Here is a 14,554-nt window from a genome sequence, read left to right as displayed (position 1 = left end):
TAGGGCTTGGATTAATTTATCAACCTTCTCATCAACAGTTCCATCCTTAATTATTACACCCTTTCTCTTAACTTGAATGGTACTATATTCGTAACTTCTACAGGCGACTTCATGGAAATTCCTAAGTCAGCAAGACCCAGCCTATTTATTGGCTTTTTCATGGCGGCCTTATCTGTAGTAATGGTGGTATTCTCGGCACATTTATCTCCCTGGTAACGGTTACTAATACTGGTAATTGAGCCTCAACGGTCTGAATGGCGTCCTCCAGGTCACGCTTAGCAGTAACCTTATTGCCCTCAACTCTCAATTCCCTAACAAAGGTAATAACAGGAATACCAAGCTCGGCGGCAACCCTGGGCCCCACCTGGCTCGTATAACCATCTATTGTTGCTTCACCAGCAATTATTAAGTCATAATTACCCAATTTCCTTATCGTGGCTGCAATGGCCTTGGCCGTCAATAATTGGTCACTATTTATCAGGGCATTATCGACGATTAGGTAAGCCTCATCAGCACCCATGGCCAGCACCTCCCTGAGCAAGCTCTCTGCCTCCTGCTGCCTTCTCGCTAATGGGCCATACTTAAGCGCCGTTATTACGCGGACCCTACCACCAACTTTCTCCTTAATCCTGACGGCCTCCTCAACGGCGTTCCTATCAATGTCACTGATCTTGAGAGGTGTCGAATCGATGTCTACCTTCGTTTCGCTAACCCTTAACTGCCCCGTGTCGAGAGCCAGCTTTACAAGGGCCAATATCTCCATTACGGGTAGGGTACAACATGAGTTTTTTTAGCATTATCCATTATTTATGCTATATATTTGCCCAGGCAATGCGACTGCTCCGAAGTAATCCTTATAAGGTGCGTGCGCTATTTGCTAACGTACATTAATGAACGATGACATAAGTAGAGAATTAATAGTACCGCAGCAGGAATTCAATATACTGAAAACACTAAAGGATAGCGCCTCACCTGTAAGAATTGATGATGTCGCATCTAAGCTAGGCACTGACGTGAACTCTCTCATGAGAAGTATAGCTGAGCTCGAGAACCTAGGTTTAGTCCGCGTTAATAAAACCGTAAAGAGGATACTTGAACTAACTGAGGAGGGTAAAAAGTACCTTGAGAATGGACTTCCTGAGGTCAGGCTGGCAAGGGTATTGATTAATTGTGGGTGTAAGCTACCATTAATGATGTATCCAATATTGCAAGGAGACATGGCATTTTGCTAACGCCCAGTGAGGTTAATTACGCAATATCGACATTAAGCAGGTTAGGTGCTATTAGGATTAATAAGGGCGTCATTGAGGCGGTATCTCAGGATAGGCTCACCAGCGTTATTAATAGGCAGGAACTACTTAATCAAATTAGGAATGGCATTTATAACGATGAGGTTCCTGAAAACGCTAAACCAATTATTCAGGAATTCCTTAGAAGAAGTATAGTTAAGGTAAGGGAGAGAAGTATAATTGAGTTGGTGATTACTGATGAGGCGCGTAATCTCATAGATAGGGGCCTAATAAAGGCTGGGGTTGTGGTTACGGCATTAACGCCCGAATTAATAACTAGTGGCGCCTGGAGAAATGTCGTTATTAAGAGGTTCGACCTATCAATACCAACACCGCAGGCACCCATCGTAACTAAGCACTTCTTCTCCGAGTTTATTAAGTTCGTTAAGGAGGTCTTCATATCGCTGGGCTTTGAGGAGGTTTATGGACCACACGTGGAGCTTGAGCTATGGAATTTCGATGCGTTGTTCCAAGCGCAGGACCACCCTGCCAGGGAAATCCATGACACATACTTCCTCAAGTACCCAAGCACGGGTAAAATACTCGATAATGAATTAGTGAGTAGGATTGCGCGTACCCACGAGGATGGCTGGATAACTGGGTCAAGAGGCTGGAACTATAAGTGGGATCCGAATAGGGCCATTAGACTTGTGTTAAGGACTCAGACGACTTCCGTCTCTGTAAGGACGCTCTATAAACGCGGTGATGGTGAGTATAGGGTATTCACGATTGATAGGGTATTTAGGCCCGAGGTCCTTGACCCAAAGCACTCCATGGAGTTTCACCAGGCAGATGGTATTGTTGTTGGTGAGAACCTAAGCTTTAAGCACCTACTTGGAGTGCTCGAGGCCTTGGCGAGGGGGATGGGGTTGAAGAGGGTCATGTTTAAGCCAGCCTACTTCCCATTCACAAGCCCATCTGCCGAGGGCTACGCATATCACGAGAAGCTTGGTTGGATTGAGTTTGTGGGTTCCGGCATGTTTAGGCCTGAGGTGGTGATGCCGCTCGGGCTTAGGAGGAGTAGGGTTTTGGCATTTGGTATGGGTCTTGATAGGATTGCCATGGTTCTCATGAACATCGAGGATATTAGGGACTTATTCTCTAAGGACATTAATGTAATAAGGGGATACTGGACACACTACTCAAGATTCATTAATAACTTATAAGGTTAGTTAAGGTTATAAATATAGGGATTAGCAATGACTCGTGTCAAGAAGAGAAGAACGTATTATTAAACCAGCGCACTTATTACTGCCATTAACATCGCCAGTAATAGCGATACTTCTTATACTAGGTTTAATAAACATCGGCGAAACTCAAGTCCCTGCGGGGCCGCCATTTCAGTCTGTGAACACGACAAGTGCTGGTTTGTATAATGTAACCATTATTATAGTAATAATGATTATAGCAACATACGCAATATATAGGTTAATAAGGCGGGGATTGATAAGGCATTTGAGACTGTGAAGAATGTATTATTGGCTATCGTCATAATAAGCTCCGTATTGTTCTTCACGGCAACCTACGCCTATGGTTATAATGTAAATCCATTAATAGAACACCCACTATCGATATTAATAATAGCACTTACAATAAGTGCATTAATTATGTATGCAGCAATCAAGGCCGGGAACACCGTGGTTAGGGCTCTAGCAATAAGCGCTTATAGCTCCATGGCTGGTGTAATATTCGCGATAGCCCTACCCGCCTGGACATTGGTCATTTTACTAATTGCATTGCCGCTATACGACATAGTAATGGTATATAGAGGATTACTCGGTAGGTTAGTAACTGAGCTCTCTAAGTATGGCGAGGGTAAGTACCCAATACTTAGGGGTTTAATCCTAGATATAGATGGTGTAGGCATTGGAGTTGGAGACCTTGTGCTATACGCAACTCTGGTCTCATTAACAATGCTTCAATACGTCATGCATAACTTCACATTCACCCAGGGCACACTGGCCTCATCAGCCTCATTAATTGGAATACTCATCGGCCTATTTATAACGTTTAAATACATATTACCAATTAAGAAGTACGCTCCAGCCCTACCGATACCAATACTGCTCGGCTCAATCCCGCTCATATACCTAGCAACAATAACTATTTAGTTATAACTGAACGAGATCAACCTTTCTAAGTATCTCACGGTCCCTCTGAGTAGGATACCTGCTAATTATTTTTATCCAGGGGTTATCGACCATCTCCGTAAATGGAAACTCCATTGTTTATCCATAATAATACGGCAATAAATAGCAAGTGAACAAAAAGAACAGTATTATTTACTGCGTATCTATATAATAATTATAACAGTAAATATTACACTCAAAGAACAATCTTATTTAGAGTCTCATTGAGAGAAATACGTGCGTAAAGTCGGCATTATCGGTGTTGGCCAATCAGTCTTTGGCGTTAGGAATGATGTAACTATCCAGGAACTCGCCTGGGAGGCCGTTAAGGAAGCCCTTGAAGATGCCGGCTTGACCCAAAAGGACATTGAAATATCGATTGTTGGCAGTGCAGGTACCAGGACTTATGAGCTGTACCCGGCAGTTCCGGTCAATGAGTATAGTGGCTTTAGTGAGAAAGGCCCACTGAGAGTTGAGGCTGCCTGCGCCACCGGTAGTGCGGCGTTGGCGGTGGCCTATAACATGGTTGCCTCGGGCTTCGTAGACATAGCCCTAGCCATCGGTGTGGAGAAGATGAATGAGGTCGACACAGCAACATCACTGGCTGTTGGTGGTAGGGGTGGTAATTACCTCTGGGAATACCACTTCTACGGCACTACATTCCCCGCCTACTACGCCTTATACGCCACGGCCCACATGGCTAAGTTCGGAACCACCGAGGAACAATTAGCCTGGTTAGGGTTAAGAACCAAAAGTACGCTGCGAGGAACCCAAAGGCTCAGTTTCAGTTTGAGGTGACCGTGGAGGACATTCTTAAGTCAAGGCCTATTACATGGCCACTAAAGCTTTATGATTGCTCAGCAATAACTGACGGCGCGGCGGCCGCAATAGTGGCCAGTGAGGATGCTATTAGGAAATTGCACATTGACTCTCCTGTGTGGATTGAGGCCATTGGTTATGCATCGGATACCTCAAACATAACCAGGCGTGAGGACTACGTGAGCCTAAAGGCCACAAAGATAGCCGCCCAGATGGCTTATAAGAAGGCAGGTATTGAACCGAGGGATGTGGAAGTCGCCGAGGTGCACGACTGCTTCACAATAGCCGAGATAATGGCCTATGAAGACTTGGGCTTCGTGGAGAAGGGTAGGGGCGGTAAGTTCATTGAGGAGGGTCAGAGCGACATCGGTGGTAAGGTTGCCGTTAACCTTAGCGGCGGATTACTCGGAAAAGGGCATCCACTGGGGGCTACGGGCTTGGCAATGATTTATGAATTGGTTAAGCAGTTGAGAGAGGAGAGGGAGCGTGGTAGGCAGGCGCCTTTGAAGAGGTACATTGCCCTTGCTCACAATATAGGCGGTACTGGCCATTATGGTTATGTGACAATACTGAGGAGGTGATGGGCATGGCGGAGAAGAAGCCTAACAGGAAGACTGTTAAGGTTGAGGGGCCAACCATAGACTCAGTACCGATCACCTACAGGCATAAAATACCCATTGGCAGGACACTTAAGTATTGGGATGGCCTTAGGGAGGGCAGGATATACGCGACCAAGTGCAAGTCCTGCGGCGCAGTTTATTATCCACCACAGTCTGACTGCCCATACTGTGGTTCGAGTGATGTAGAGTGGATTGAGTTGTCTAGGGAGGGTGTTCTAGAGACCTTCACGAGGGTTTACTCAAGGCCTCAGGGTTTTGAGGATTTTGAGCCGTATATAATAGCCATTGCTAGGGTTGGTGATGTTAGGGTAATGGGTTGGCTCATTAATGTTAAGGATGAGAGGTGCGTCAGGGTTGGTGATGAGGTGGTGCTCGGTACCACTTACATAGAGAAACACAATAAGTATATAATAACGTTCCAATTAAAAAAACAAACAGTGTTAGTGGTTATCATTCAACACGGACTTGCTTAAAATCGTGTTAACGATCTGCTTAACCACGCAATCCTCATTTAATATCTTAAAGTACGTGGATTTGGGACCCAAGGGTCCGGGGGCTATTATTGGTTCAACGCATCCATCTAGGTTATTAATCAGTGGCTGTTTTATATCAAGAACCCCAAGCAGCTGCTTAATGCAGTTATCTAGATCATCGAGTCTCAGGACCTTTTGAGAGCCTATGGGCACCATCGCCTTTCTAATGCACTCACTTATGGAGGCCGTGTACCTAATACTAACCTCCCCATTCGTTATCTCCACTACGCCAAGATCTACAGCAAGCCCAATAATCGCCTTAAAGGCAACCTCATTAAGCCACGCCGTTGGCGATAATTCCCTCATTTTCTGATTTATTAGTCTATGAAGCTCATTGACACTCGTGGTCCCTCCTCACTTATTAGATTTATCAATAATCGATAATGAGGCAACTCCCTATATAATATTAGGTGAAATAACATTTTCGATAATGTCAAGTCCATATTCAAAGCCCTATACAGCATGTTACCCGTGTCCGTCAGCCTAATATTACAATCCCCATAAACCTCAATCACTCCAATCCTCTGAAAGAACCTCGTTATGTCGCCTCTTCCCTTACCAATGTCAAGTCCCCTATCCTTTAATGTGGAGCAATCAATTCCGGGATTCTCACCAATTGAAAGTATGTAGTTTATGAGTTTCTCAAGGCTTATCCTCGGTATTGGTATGCTCCTCTGTATATTAAGCATTAATGATTAGTTATTATATATGATTTATTTGCAGTGAACCTGTAAAATAACGCTAATATCAGTATCAATACTAAGCCAAAATACTGCAAGGATATCGCTTAGTCGATATTAATTATTTTGCATTTAAATTATAGTCCTGAGGTGCTGGTGGCATGGATTTATTTACCTGTTATCCATAAATAATCGATATGACTATGACGTCAACATTTTAAATGTTAATTAAAAATCCTGCCAGTTTCAATACCTAAACAATGGCATCTGAGGAAACGTCAAAGTTGGAATTAAGTCTAAAATGCCCCATATGTGCTTCTAATCTTCAGCTGATTGAAAATTCAACATACGTAATCCTTGGGTGTCCACATTGCAAAATATATACGAGAATGACAAAAAGGCACATTTACAGGAATTACATAGAGTATGAGGGTGATCGTATTCATTTGAAATGGGCTGAACTAATTAAGGAATTGTACGTAAGAATTAGTGGGAAAGCTCATCAAGAATCAAATGAATCTTAATCCCAGACCTCCTTAGGTACTCAAGGGCTATATCAAAAATTGAATTAATATCGCGTATCGGCTCACCTCTGCCTCTGATGTATGGTTGGTATAAATGAACATAAACGATGATGCCCCTACCAACTAAGTTAATTATTTTGTAGGTGTCAAGATGAACCACAACGCCTTGGGTTAATGAACAATCTTCACTCGTGAAATAATTCATAACGGTAAAGCCGAGTTTATTCAGTAATGTTATCTTATCCTGGGTGATGCATGGATATGCAATAAGCTATTAATTCCCCTCCGCAATAATAATTTTATTAGAGAAGGACGTCTCAGTAACTCATTAACCTGCCCAGGATCAATCATTAGCCCATACACGTTACATCTAAGTTCCTTAATGCGATCCCAATCTGTCACTCTAATAATGCAATAATCACCGCAGCAATCAATCCCCAGTTTATAAATGCTGATTATTACGTCCTTATACTTATCAATCAATTCCTTAAATAAACTCATGGCTAATCACCCGAGGTATACAATCAATGCGCGGAATTATTAAGGAGCTTCATCCTCAAGCCCCGTTAATTCCTCCGTGCACCCATGATCATGTAATAGGCAGGTGAATGCGGACACTAATGCGTCAACCTCATGCTCATTACTTATTACGGGCCCTCTTAGCCTGAGGTGATGAACTTAACGAAGTCCTGCCTGCTCATCCCGAGTACCCTGAGTGTTGATGTTGGATGCACCTCAAGAACCTTAAATCCGTATTTCCTCAACTCACTCGCTATTTGTATGCCATAAATCGTTAACCACCTCATGGGGCCCAGCAATGGTGGGATGAGCCTAAGTCCGAGCCTCCTAGCCTTCACCTCAACCAGTCTATTAATGCCATGTTTAGGGAGACCAAGTGGAGCGTCTATGCATATTAACGATAAGGGCTGCCGCAGTACTGAATTTATTATCTCCTCCTTAGTGGACAAGGTGCTTACGTAATAAGTATTATTATCGGTATTTATTAATCCAAAGCCAGTCCTCCTCCTATTAGGTAACGCGAGGTCAATCCCTGCGTATGTTCCCTTTGTTATTGCTGTCATAACCTATGTTCTCTTGATTACCTTTACATTAAGTTCATTAAGAACCTCAGCAACAAGTTTCCTAGTCTCACTATCAATCGCCTTCCAACTAACGTAAGCCTTAACCGGCCTATGGGTCATCATATTCACGGCCTTAACAATCATTTCCCTAGTTATCGGTGTTATGTACTTCGGTATTGCATGACCAACATCCGCCTCACCATTAATTAACCTATTACCCATCGTCAGATAATGTAGGTCACCTATTGATATTGCAGGCTCATAGTTACTAATTAATTTACCCTCGAGGAATTCATTAACCACGTAATGAAGCAATTCCCAACCCCTACTTATCACCCACTCCCTCTCACTACTCCCCTGCTCCACGAAGGTCACAGGTATTGACTCTATCGTAGGGCCGTGGTGCGTCGCCTCAACATAGCACTCGAAGCTCTCAAGGCCATAATCAGGCCTAACCCTACATAACTCCCTGTAAAATACCGTGATGGTGTGCGGGTTAGCAAGGGATATTGTGTTTGGTCTTCCACCTAATTCAGCTGCGCCCCAGTTACCCGTAACGTGGGACGTGAACATGGGCCTTGGGTTCCTCATTTCATGACGACTAACGAAGATCAACTCCTTAGGTCTCTCTTGCATTTTTGAAACTACTTCCTCAAGGTCGTCCAAGTAAACAATATCCTTATTTAATGCATAAAATGCAAGATTCCCCTTTAAGTCATAGATTTCATAATCGCCTAAGCTCATTCTATACCTAAGGTTACCATCTCTACTGAATAATTCAAAGACGCCTCTTGATACTGTATCTACCTTGCTGAATACGATGCCGTACATGCCCGGTTCAACGATTAAACATCACTGCCACTTTTTAATATTCCCTAGCCTACTATCTCGTTAAGCTTGATCTCGCTCACAACAATGGGATGCTCGAGGTCGAATGCCGTTATTACGTCAGGTCTCACCTCCATCACAAAGCCAACATCCCTATTACCAACGTGTATACAGGCAGTCCTTTCAGGCAGGCCTGATACGTACTCACAAGGCTTAAGCGAGTAATTAATGCCGAGGCTTGTCAATAATGACCTCAGCACGGAAAGGCCGTCGGTAAGCGTTATTTCAGGACCACTAATTAAGTAACTAAGTACTAAGTCCTCTCTGACGCCTACCTCGCTCTCCTGGTTTGGCGACACGACATAACCAACCTCGAAAATCTTAAGAACGCCTTCAACCAAGGCCTTATTCCTAGCCGCAACCTCCATTAATTGGGGCCATATGTGGTCCCTAAGAACCGTGTAAAGCTCGGACTTTGGATTCTCAACCTCAACAAGCTCCCTCTGATCCATGGTCTTCTTGGTCATGGCGTCTTTATTACTCATCATGTAATTAAGAACCTCCTGGAAACCAAGGCCAATCATTAAATCCCTAATTAAATCAGTGAAGGTGCTCAACCTATTTCTGGCACCTTTAACGGGTTGCGGCGGTAGCTCCCTCGGAATGTTCTCATAGCCATAGGCCACTGCAATGTCCTCAACAAGGTCCACTGGATGAAGCACGTTGAACCTATATGGAGCGATTTTGACGAGCAATTCCTCGCCGTAATTAACAACGTCGTGCCTTGACATTAATAAGTAATTAATAATATCGCCCTTGTTCAGGTTAAGTCCTAAGTAATCATTGACGAAATTGACAGATAGCTTGAACTCAAGAGAATCCAGTAATGGAGATGCCGTATTACCCCATGGCGCATTCACATTAACTATCTCAACGGTTCTCGAGGAACTCCTCTCAAGTAGGTTATAAACCAAAACGGCAAGTACTGACTTAGCGAGTCTCAGGTCCGTGGCAGTAACATCTATCAACACGTTCCTAGTCCTCTCCGTAACCTTAAAATCCTCACTACCAAGTACGGGTATTATCACGAGTATCCTACCCTCAGAATCAATTAGTACTGGTGCCTTACCATCATAAACTGCGTACTTACCGTATAACCTACCCTTCTCAGTACCCTCAATAACCTCAGAACCACTCATCTCCCTATCACTATCCAGCGGCCTATACCTAATGGCATCAAGTCTCTCAAGCCTATACGTGAGTGGCTGCTTAATCTTATCAGCGTCATAAAACCCAATGGCCATCTTCCTCCTATCCCTGCCATAGGTTGCATGTAGTTTCTCCTGAAGCTGAATCATTTGCCTAATGGCCTCATCACTGAGCCTTAAATCACGTACAATACCCATCATTATGTACGGCCTATTGGGAACATCCTCAGCGATGAGCCTAAAGCCATTATTAGCAATATTAAACTTAGGAAGCCCAACCTCAACCTTAAACAAACCCTTTAACGCCCTTGCAATGCCCTCCACAGAAAATAGGTCAGGCCTATCATGGGTAACCTCAAACGTCACATCATCGCCGGAGATCCCCTCAACCTCACCCTTAAGCCTATTCAACGCCGCAATAAGCTCCTCATCACTGCTAAAGTACTTACCCAGTAAACTCTCCAGGTCACTTCGCTTAAACGTAATTACAGGCATGCATCACTAAGGAACAACAAAACCTATTAAGTATTTTTAAGCATGGCTTTATGAGTATGAGGATTGGGCACGTGATCATCGTACTGATCCTAGTCATGGCCGTGGTAATGGCAGTCTTACTGGTAATACCGACCATGCATAGAGCATCATACGTAACAATAGGCCTCGTTAAGGTTCCAACGAATGCGCTTAGGATAATCGTGAGTTCAGTATTTAGCAATGGTTCTCAAATACCCATTAACTACACGTGTAATGGCCTAGATTACTCAATACCATTGTACATAAATGACGTACCAAGTAATGCCAAATCTCTCGTGATAATAATGGAGGATTTGAATGCGCCGAGCGGCGTCTTCATACACTGGGTCCTATATGACGTACCACCCAATATAACGGAATTGCCCCAGGGCATTCCGACCCAGTACTACGTGCCTGGTATTGGTTATCAGGGCATTAATGATTTTGGTAAGGTTGGTTATGGCGGGCCATGCCCACCGCCCGGTCCTCCGCATAAGTACGTAATAATAGTCCTGGCCCTAAATAGGGAGTTACCGCCATTGAATGAGGATGATATTGGCTTAATAAGGTCTATCAATGTGAATGATATTGTTGGCTATGGAGTTTTAATTGGGTATTATGGTGGTTAACCAACCAATTGCTTAATATTTTCCAATTTCTTCTTCAATTCCTCATTTTCAGCCCTCAACCTCTTGTTCTCATTCGTTAGTTCACTTATCCTATTCTCAAGCTCCTTAACCCTATTTGCCAGCTCATCCCTCTCCTTCCTTAACCTATCAACCTCCTCGGTACCGGCCCTGGCGCCTGTCGCAATACCAAGTTCCCTACACTTTTCGGCAACCCTATCGCTCCTAACCCAATAAATAACCTGCGTTGCCTCCCTATCCCACTTAATTTCCCCAGTATTGATATTAAGTTCGAGCGTTGTTGATATCACGAATACATCACCCCTCTCGAGCTTATACTTAGGTACTATCTCATCAAAGAACCACCTCTTCATGGATTCAAAGACCTCATCAAGCGAATCCTTGAATCCCTGGGAGTTCCTAATATTATTGAATAACTCATTGGCCTTATCCTCAGGGAATTGCGACCTAAGGCTACCGCCAATGGCTCCGAAGAGCAGCCTAAAGAAGTCTGGCCTGCCCTCTCTACCGTACTTGCCAAATAATCTTGCTGCCGAGGTTTTGCCCGTAACCCACCTAATCTTTAGGATATTGCCCTTAACGAGCTCTGCTGATACACCCCCTCTCTCAATTTCCTCCTCACTACCCACCTCCTCCCTTCTCTCTTCACTACTCATATATTAAGTAAATAATTAATTTCTAATAAAAACCTTACACCACATACTCATTGGTAATATATTTAATTTTACCATAAATATATGATTTACGGAGTATTCCTACCAATTAACTTTTTAAACAATTGTTTAAAGGGATTGGTTAAAATGCGTGCAGGTAGGAGACTCGCTAAGGTTGATGAGCAGTTGGAGGCCGTGGAATTAATAAATTCAGCTAAGTCAATATATAATTTGTCATATAGGGAATTATCACAGATACTGGAAATACCTGAAAGCCTGCTCTGTAGGTATGCAAATGGTGATTTACTGCCTTCATTGGACACAGTAAACATAATTAAGGAGAGATTAAAGTCAATGCTTGACCTAACAGAGGTTCTGAGAAGGAATGTTATTGTTAAAGATGGGTTTATTGACCTAAACAACGTATTATTCAACCCATACATACTCAAACTTTATCAAAGGAGGATTAAGGAAATGTTTTCTAACCTACCAATTAACAAGGTACTAACAGCAGCTACTGATGGAATACCCCTCTCGGTGATGGCATCATACGCCTTAAACGCTAGGTTAGCCATTGCCAAGCAGTACAAGGATATTGCTTCGGAGGACTTCTACGAGGTTAGTTACATAGTTGATTCACCACCACGTAGAGTGTCCCTGTATTTACCAAGACACCTACTTGAGAGAAACGACGAGGTTCTGATTGTTGACGATATTGTAAGGACAGGCAGAACATTGAATGCATTAATTGAACTAATAACATTGCGGGAGCTAGGTTAACAGGCGTTTCAGTATTAATTTCAATGAGTAAGTCATGGGTTGAGAAATTAAGGGATAGAAATGTACGTATTGATGTAATTCTCGACTTAAGTAATTTAAGGAGTTGAAATTAGGATAAGTTATTAAATTACAATGATATAGCCAACGCAATGATAATTAATTACGAAACAGCGATCGTAATAATATACCTCATAGTGACAATAACCTCATTCTACCCAATAATATATCAACTAATAACTATTAGGAGTGATGAAGTAAATCATGAGAGAGAAGTAACCCATAATCATGAAAAAAAACAAGAGTAATATATTCCTGGTAATTCCCGTTAAGTCTGAGCCCCTAGATCTAGTGGAAACCTCAATGAAGAGACTAGCATCCTTAAAAACAAGGTTGAACGTTATTTATATTCTTGATAATTATGATAACGAGACCATAAATATCATAAGGGCTTTAGGTAATAAGTACGGCCTTAAGGTAATTCATAGGGAAAAGCCGAGTGGCTATAAAGGTGGTGCATTGAACCATGTAATTAAAAGAATAGAAATGAGCAATAATGACTACATGCTAGTACTCGATGTTGACTCAGTATTAAGTCAGGAGACCGTCAATGAATTAACCAAATATGTTGATTCGACGAACGCCGTGGTTCCTCATTGGGTTGCTAGTAATAGGGATGACTCATCATTAGCGCGTGGACAGTGGATTGGTTATTTACTTTTCTTTAAGGTTCTAAAGGCGCTTAATAACTTAATTGGTTGGGTGCCAATACTCGGCAGTGGATCCCTAGTTAGTGTTGGCGCATTAAAAAGTGTTGGTTATTGGCCTGAGGATGTTCTTGAGGATGTGGAACTCGGTGTGAGGTTCTTTATTAATGATTTGAAGGTCACATATGTCGATGACGCGATTGTTAATGTGGAAGTCCCCGTTAATTATACCGGGTTCCTCAGGCAACAACTAAGGTGGAGCTTCGGTGTTGGTAGGGTTATTAGGAAGTATTTTTTTTGAAGATTTTACGTAGAAAACACGGCATAGCAGTGCTACTCTACCTCGGGCAGTACTTCGCCTATGTTCTTCAATTAGTGTCAATACTAATGCTCGTGGCAATGAGTATTACTGGCTTAAGTATACCACTGTGGGCCTTTGCCACATTATTAATGATCATAGCACCAACACTTTCATTGTATCTATATTCCTTAATAATGCTTGATAAAGAGTATGATGGTGACCCTCGCAGAGATGTATTTGCAATAAATAGTGTGAACCTAGCCTTTATAATGGCGTTACCCAGGATAGCCATTGCAAACCTAATGGGATTATTGGGCATTGGTAAGATTGAGTGGATACCGACACCCAAGGGCTCCCATAAATGGGTCATGGAAAGTCTCAATTTATTTCCAGAGTACTTAATGACAGCTATTATAATCACAGCATTCGTCTTTACTGTAATACATGTAATGATACTGAATATGTTGATAATACTGCCGTACCTCGCAGGATACGTAAGGGGACTTTGGAGGATAATTGATGGCACACTATGATACTATAAATAACTAAGTATGTCTCCACCTCCCTTATCCTCATCAAGAATTGCCCTTACCTTTCTCAAATCATCCTCAATAATGCTCCTAAGCCTCGGATTGTATAGGGCGGCGGCTGGGTGGTATGTTGGGAGGACCTTGACGTTGACATCACCAAGCCTAACATTAAACACCTTACCCCTAATGCTACTTATGTTGGACACAGCCTTCTCTGGGTAACCAGCCATTGTGAGGACCTCCCTGGCGCTATGCCTACCAAGGCATACAATTACCCGTGGCTTTATCATGAGTATTTGAGTCACTAGATATGGCTTACATGCCTCAATCTCGTCAGGCTCGGGATCCCTATTATTAGGTGGTCTGCACTTAACGACATTGGTTATGTAAACATCCCCCTCCTAATGCCTACGTTATTTAATAATTTAGTCAGCAATTGCCCGGCGGCACCAACAAATGGCCTGCCCTCCTCATCCTCCTTCTCACCCGGTGCCTCACCAATAATCATTATCTTAGCATCCAAAGGGCCCTCTCCTGGAACCACCCTCCTCCTTGTTGTATATAACTTGCACTTGGTGCAGCTCATCATCAACTGTACTAATTCATCATAACTTGATACATTTACCTTAAGCTTAATAAAGTCCATGCAAACCCCCTTAAGGTTGTGAAATAAAAATTGTTTTAATTATTTTATAAGGTTATCAATGACCATGC

At 42.9% G+C, this 14,554-nt stretch carries 20 protein-coding genes and 1 pseudogene; 10 read left to right on the top strand and 11 right to left on the bottom strand.

What is annotated here, in order from left to right; translation table 11 throughout:
* Positions 1-157: 157 nt before the first annotated feature.
* On the bottom strand, positions 158-763 hold the full coding sequence (locus JCM16159_RS12065; protein WP_243666841.1) for an electron transfer flavoprotein subunit beta/FixA family protein: 606 nt from the start codon (positions 761-763) through the stop codon (positions 158-160).
* Between the two features lie 127 nt (positions 764-890).
* Between JCM16159_RS12065 and JCM16159_RS17750 the strand changes: the two genes are divergently transcribed.
* The 6 genes and pseudogenes from JCM16159_RS17750 to JCM16159_RS12040 all read left to right on the top strand — a co-directional run bounded on the left by JCM16159_RS17750 (position 891) and on the right by JCM16159_RS12040 (position 5,330).
* Positions 891-1,232, top strand: a complete 342-nt coding sequence (locus JCM16159_RS17750) for a hypothetical protein (RefSeq protein WP_243666840.1) — start codon at positions 891-893, stop codon at positions 1,230-1,232.
* The gene (locus tag JCM16159_RS12060; RefSeq protein WP_243666839.1) at positions 1,226-2,455 is read left to right on the top strand and encodes a phenylalanine--tRNA ligase subunit alpha; all 1,230 of its coding nucleotides are present in this window, start codon (positions 1,226-1,228) and stop codon (positions 2,453-2,455) included. Before JCM16159_RS17750 ends, JCM16159_RS12060 begins: the two co-directional genes overlap by 7 nt.
* A 40-nt stretch (positions 2,456-2,495) precedes the next feature.
* Entirely contained in the window at positions 2,496-2,756 is a 261-nt protein-coding gene (locus JCM16159_RS12055) for a hypothetical protein (protein ID WP_054857987.1), read from the top strand.
* Entirely contained in the window at positions 2,753-3,400 is a 648-nt protein-coding gene (locus tag JCM16159_RS12050) for a hypothetical protein (RefSeq protein ID WP_054857986.1), read from the top strand. Before JCM16159_RS12055 ends, JCM16159_RS12050 begins: the two co-directional genes overlap by 4 nt.
* Positions 3,401-3,655: 255 nt before the next feature.
* Positions 3,656-4,818, top strand: a pseudogene (locus JCM16159_RS12045) (thiolase domain-containing protein).
* A gap of 5 nt (positions 4,819-4,823) precedes the next feature.
* Positions 4,824-5,330: a Zn-ribbon domain-containing OB-fold protein gene (locus tag JCM16159_RS12040; RefSeq protein ID WP_243666838.1), complete on the top strand. Its 507-nt coding sequence runs from the start codon at positions 4,824-4,826 to the stop codon at positions 5,328-5,330.
* Here JCM16159_RS12040 and JCM16159_RS12035 read toward each other — a convergent pair.
* The 7 genes from JCM16159_RS12035 to pheT all read right to left on the bottom strand — a co-directional run bounded on the left by JCM16159_RS12035 (position 5,298) and on the right by pheT (position 10,207).
* Positions 5,298-5,696: a hypothetical protein gene (locus JCM16159_RS12035; protein WP_054857984.1), complete on the bottom strand. Its 399-nt coding sequence runs from the start codon at positions 5,694-5,696 to the stop codon at positions 5,298-5,300. The two genes, JCM16159_RS12040 and JCM16159_RS12035, sit on opposite strands and share 33 nt — an antisense overlap.
* A gap of 11 nt (positions 5,697-5,707) precedes the next feature.
* On the bottom strand, positions 5,708-6,079 hold the full coding sequence (locus JCM16159_RS12030; RefSeq protein WP_054857983.1) for a hypothetical protein: 372 nt from the start codon (positions 6,077-6,079) through the stop codon (positions 5,708-5,710).
* Between the two features lie 477 nt (positions 6,080-6,556).
* Complete coding sequence (locus JCM16159_RS17745; RefSeq protein ID WP_243666837.1) at positions 6,557-6,799, bottom strand: hypothetical protein; 243 nt, start codon at positions 6,797-6,799, stop codon at positions 6,557-6,559.
* Between the two features lie 29 nt (positions 6,800-6,828).
* Positions 6,829-7,095: a hypothetical protein gene (locus JCM16159_RS17740; RefSeq protein WP_243666836.1), complete on the bottom strand. Its 267-nt coding sequence runs from the start codon at positions 7,093-7,095 to the stop codon at positions 6,829-6,831.
* Between the two features lie 158 nt (positions 7,096-7,253).
* On the bottom strand, positions 7,254-7,676 hold the full coding sequence (locus tag JCM16159_RS12020) for a DUF429 domain-containing protein (protein ID WP_243666835.1): 423 nt from the start codon (positions 7,674-7,676) through the stop codon (positions 7,254-7,256).
* Between the two features lie 3 nt (positions 7,677-7,679).
* A complete protein-coding gene (locus tag JCM16159_RS12015) occupies positions 7,680-8,507 on the bottom strand; it encodes a D-aminoacyl-tRNA deacylase (RefSeq protein ID WP_054857982.1) in 828 nt (275 codons plus the stop codon).
* A gap of 44 nt (positions 8,508-8,551) precedes the next feature.
* Positions 8,552-10,207: a phenylalanine--tRNA ligase subunit beta gene (gene pheT, locus JCM16159_RS12010; protein WP_054857981.1), complete on the bottom strand. Its 1,656-nt coding sequence runs from the start codon at positions 10,205-10,207 to the stop codon at positions 8,552-8,554.
* A 56-nt stretch (positions 10,208-10,263) separates the two neighbouring features.
* On the opposite strand from pheT, the gene JCM16159_RS12005 reads away from it, so the two are divergent.
* Entirely contained in the window at positions 10,264-10,854 is a 591-nt protein-coding gene (locus tag JCM16159_RS12005) for a YbhB/YbcL family Raf kinase inhibitor-like protein (RefSeq protein WP_054857980.1), read from the top strand.
* Here the strand turns inward: JCM16159_RS12005 and JCM16159_RS12000 are convergent.
* A complete protein-coding gene (locus tag JCM16159_RS12000; RefSeq protein ID WP_054857979.1) occupies positions 10,851-11,528 on the bottom strand; it encodes a hypothetical protein in 678 nt (225 codons plus the stop codon). The genes JCM16159_RS12005 and JCM16159_RS12000 overlap by 4 nt on opposite strands.
* Before the next feature lie 144 nt (positions 11,529-11,672).
* Here JCM16159_RS12000 and JCM16159_RS11995 point away from each other — a divergent pair, with 144 nt between their 5' ends.
* From JCM16159_RS11995 to JCM16159_RS11985, 3 genes are all read left to right on the top strand, one after another.
* Positions 11,673-12,305: a phosphoribosyltransferase family protein gene (locus tag JCM16159_RS11995; RefSeq protein ID WP_243666834.1), complete on the top strand. Its 633-nt coding sequence runs from the start codon at positions 11,673-11,675 to the stop codon at positions 12,303-12,305.
* 285 nt (positions 12,306-12,590) lie between these two features.
* Positions 12,591-13,310: a glycosyltransferase gene (locus JCM16159_RS11990; protein WP_243666833.1), complete on the top strand. Its 720-nt coding sequence runs from the start codon at positions 12,591-12,593 to the stop codon at positions 13,308-13,310.
* Complete coding sequence (locus tag JCM16159_RS11985) at positions 13,307-13,843, top strand: hypothetical protein (RefSeq protein ID WP_243666832.1); 537 nt, start codon at positions 13,307-13,309, stop codon at positions 13,841-13,843. The genes JCM16159_RS11990 and JCM16159_RS11985 overlap by 4 nt, the downstream gene beginning before the upstream one ends.
* Positions 13,844-13,845: 2 nt before the next feature.
* Here the strand turns inward: JCM16159_RS11985 and JCM16159_RS19605 are convergent, their stop codons facing one another.
* Together JCM16159_RS19605 and JCM16159_RS19600 are read right to left on the bottom strand one after the other, a co-directional pair.
* On the bottom strand, positions 13,846-14,226 hold the full coding sequence (locus JCM16159_RS19605) for a uracil-DNA glycosylase family protein (RefSeq protein WP_367834506.1): 381 nt from the start codon (positions 14,224-14,226) through the stop codon (positions 13,846-13,848).
* Positions 14,223-14,486: a uracil-DNA glycosylase gene (locus JCM16159_RS19600; RefSeq protein WP_367834505.1), complete on the bottom strand. Its 264-nt coding sequence runs from the start codon at positions 14,484-14,486 to the stop codon at positions 14,223-14,225. Before JCM16159_RS19600 ends, JCM16159_RS19605 begins: the two co-directional genes overlap by 4 nt.
* Between the last annotated feature and the right edge of the window lie 68 nt (positions 14,487-14,554).

Source organism: Vulcanisaeta sp. JCM 16159, from assembly GCF_001316265.1.
Taxonomy (GTDB): Archaea; Thermoproteota; Thermoprotei; order Thermoproteales; family Thermocladiaceae; genus Vulcanisaeta.
The sequence above is the reverse complement of the archived record's forward strand: the minus strand, read 5'-3'. Positions and strand labels throughout refer to the sequence as shown.

Excerpts from the sequence above, each read along its gene's own strand:
- JCM16159_RS12030 (WP_054857983.1), bottom strand. The coding sequence starts at position 6,079 with ATGCTTAATATACAGAGGAGCATACCAATACCGAGGATAAGCCTTGAG.
- JCM16159_RS12065 (WP_243666841.1), bottom strand. The coding sequence starts at position 763 with ATGGAGATATTGGCCCTTGTAAAGCTGGCTCTCGACACGGGGCAGTTA.
- JCM16159_RS17740 (WP_243666836.1), bottom strand. The coding sequence starts at position 7,095 with ATGAGTTTATTTAAGGAATTGATTGATAAGTATAAGGACGTAATAATC.
- JCM16159_RS11990 (WP_243666833.1), top strand. The coding sequence starts at position 12,591 with ATGAAAAAAAACAAGAGTAATATATTCCTGGTAATTCCCGTTAAGTCT.
- JCM16159_RS12035 (WP_054857984.1), bottom strand. The coding sequence starts at position 5,696 with ATGAGGGAATTATCGCCAACGGCGTGGCTTAATGAGGTTGCCTTTAAG.
- JCM16159_RS19600 (WP_367834505.1), bottom strand. The coding sequence starts at position 14,486 with ATGGACTTTATTAAGCTTAAGGTAAATGTATCAAGTTATGATGAATTA.
- pheT (WP_054857981.1), bottom strand. The coding sequence starts at position 10,207 with ATGCCTGTAATTACGTTTAAGCGAAGTGACCTGGAGAGTTTACTGGGT.
- JCM16159_RS12015 (WP_054857982.1), bottom strand. The coding sequence starts at position 8,507 with ATGTACGGCATCGTATTCAGCAAGGTAGATACAGTATCAAGAGGCGTC.
- JCM16159_RS12020 (WP_243666835.1), bottom strand. The coding sequence starts at position 7,676 with ATGACAGCAATAACAAAGGGAACATACGCAGGGATTGACCTCGCGTTA.
- JCM16159_RS17745 (WP_243666837.1), bottom strand. The coding sequence starts at position 6,799 with ATGAATTATTTCACGAGTGAAGATTGTTCATTAACCCAAGGCGTTGTG.
- JCM16159_RS11995 (WP_243666834.1), top strand. The coding sequence starts at position 11,673 with ATGCGTGCAGGTAGGAGACTCGCTAAGGTTGATGAGCAGTTGGAGGCC.
- JCM16159_RS17750 (WP_243666840.1), top strand. The coding sequence starts at position 891 with ATGAACGATGACATAAGTAGAGAATTAATAGTACCGCAGCAGGAATTC.
- JCM16159_RS12000 (WP_054857979.1), bottom strand. The coding sequence starts at position 11,528 with ATGAGTAGTGAAGAGAGAAGGGAGGAGGTGGGTAGTGAGGAGGAAATT.
- JCM16159_RS12040 (WP_243666838.1), top strand. The coding sequence starts at position 4,824 with ATGGCGGAGAAGAAGCCTAACAGGAAGACTGTTAAGGTTGAGGGGCCA.
- JCM16159_RS12005 (WP_054857980.1), top strand. The coding sequence starts at position 10,264 with ATGAGGATTGGGCACGTGATCATCGTACTGATCCTAGTCATGGCCGTG.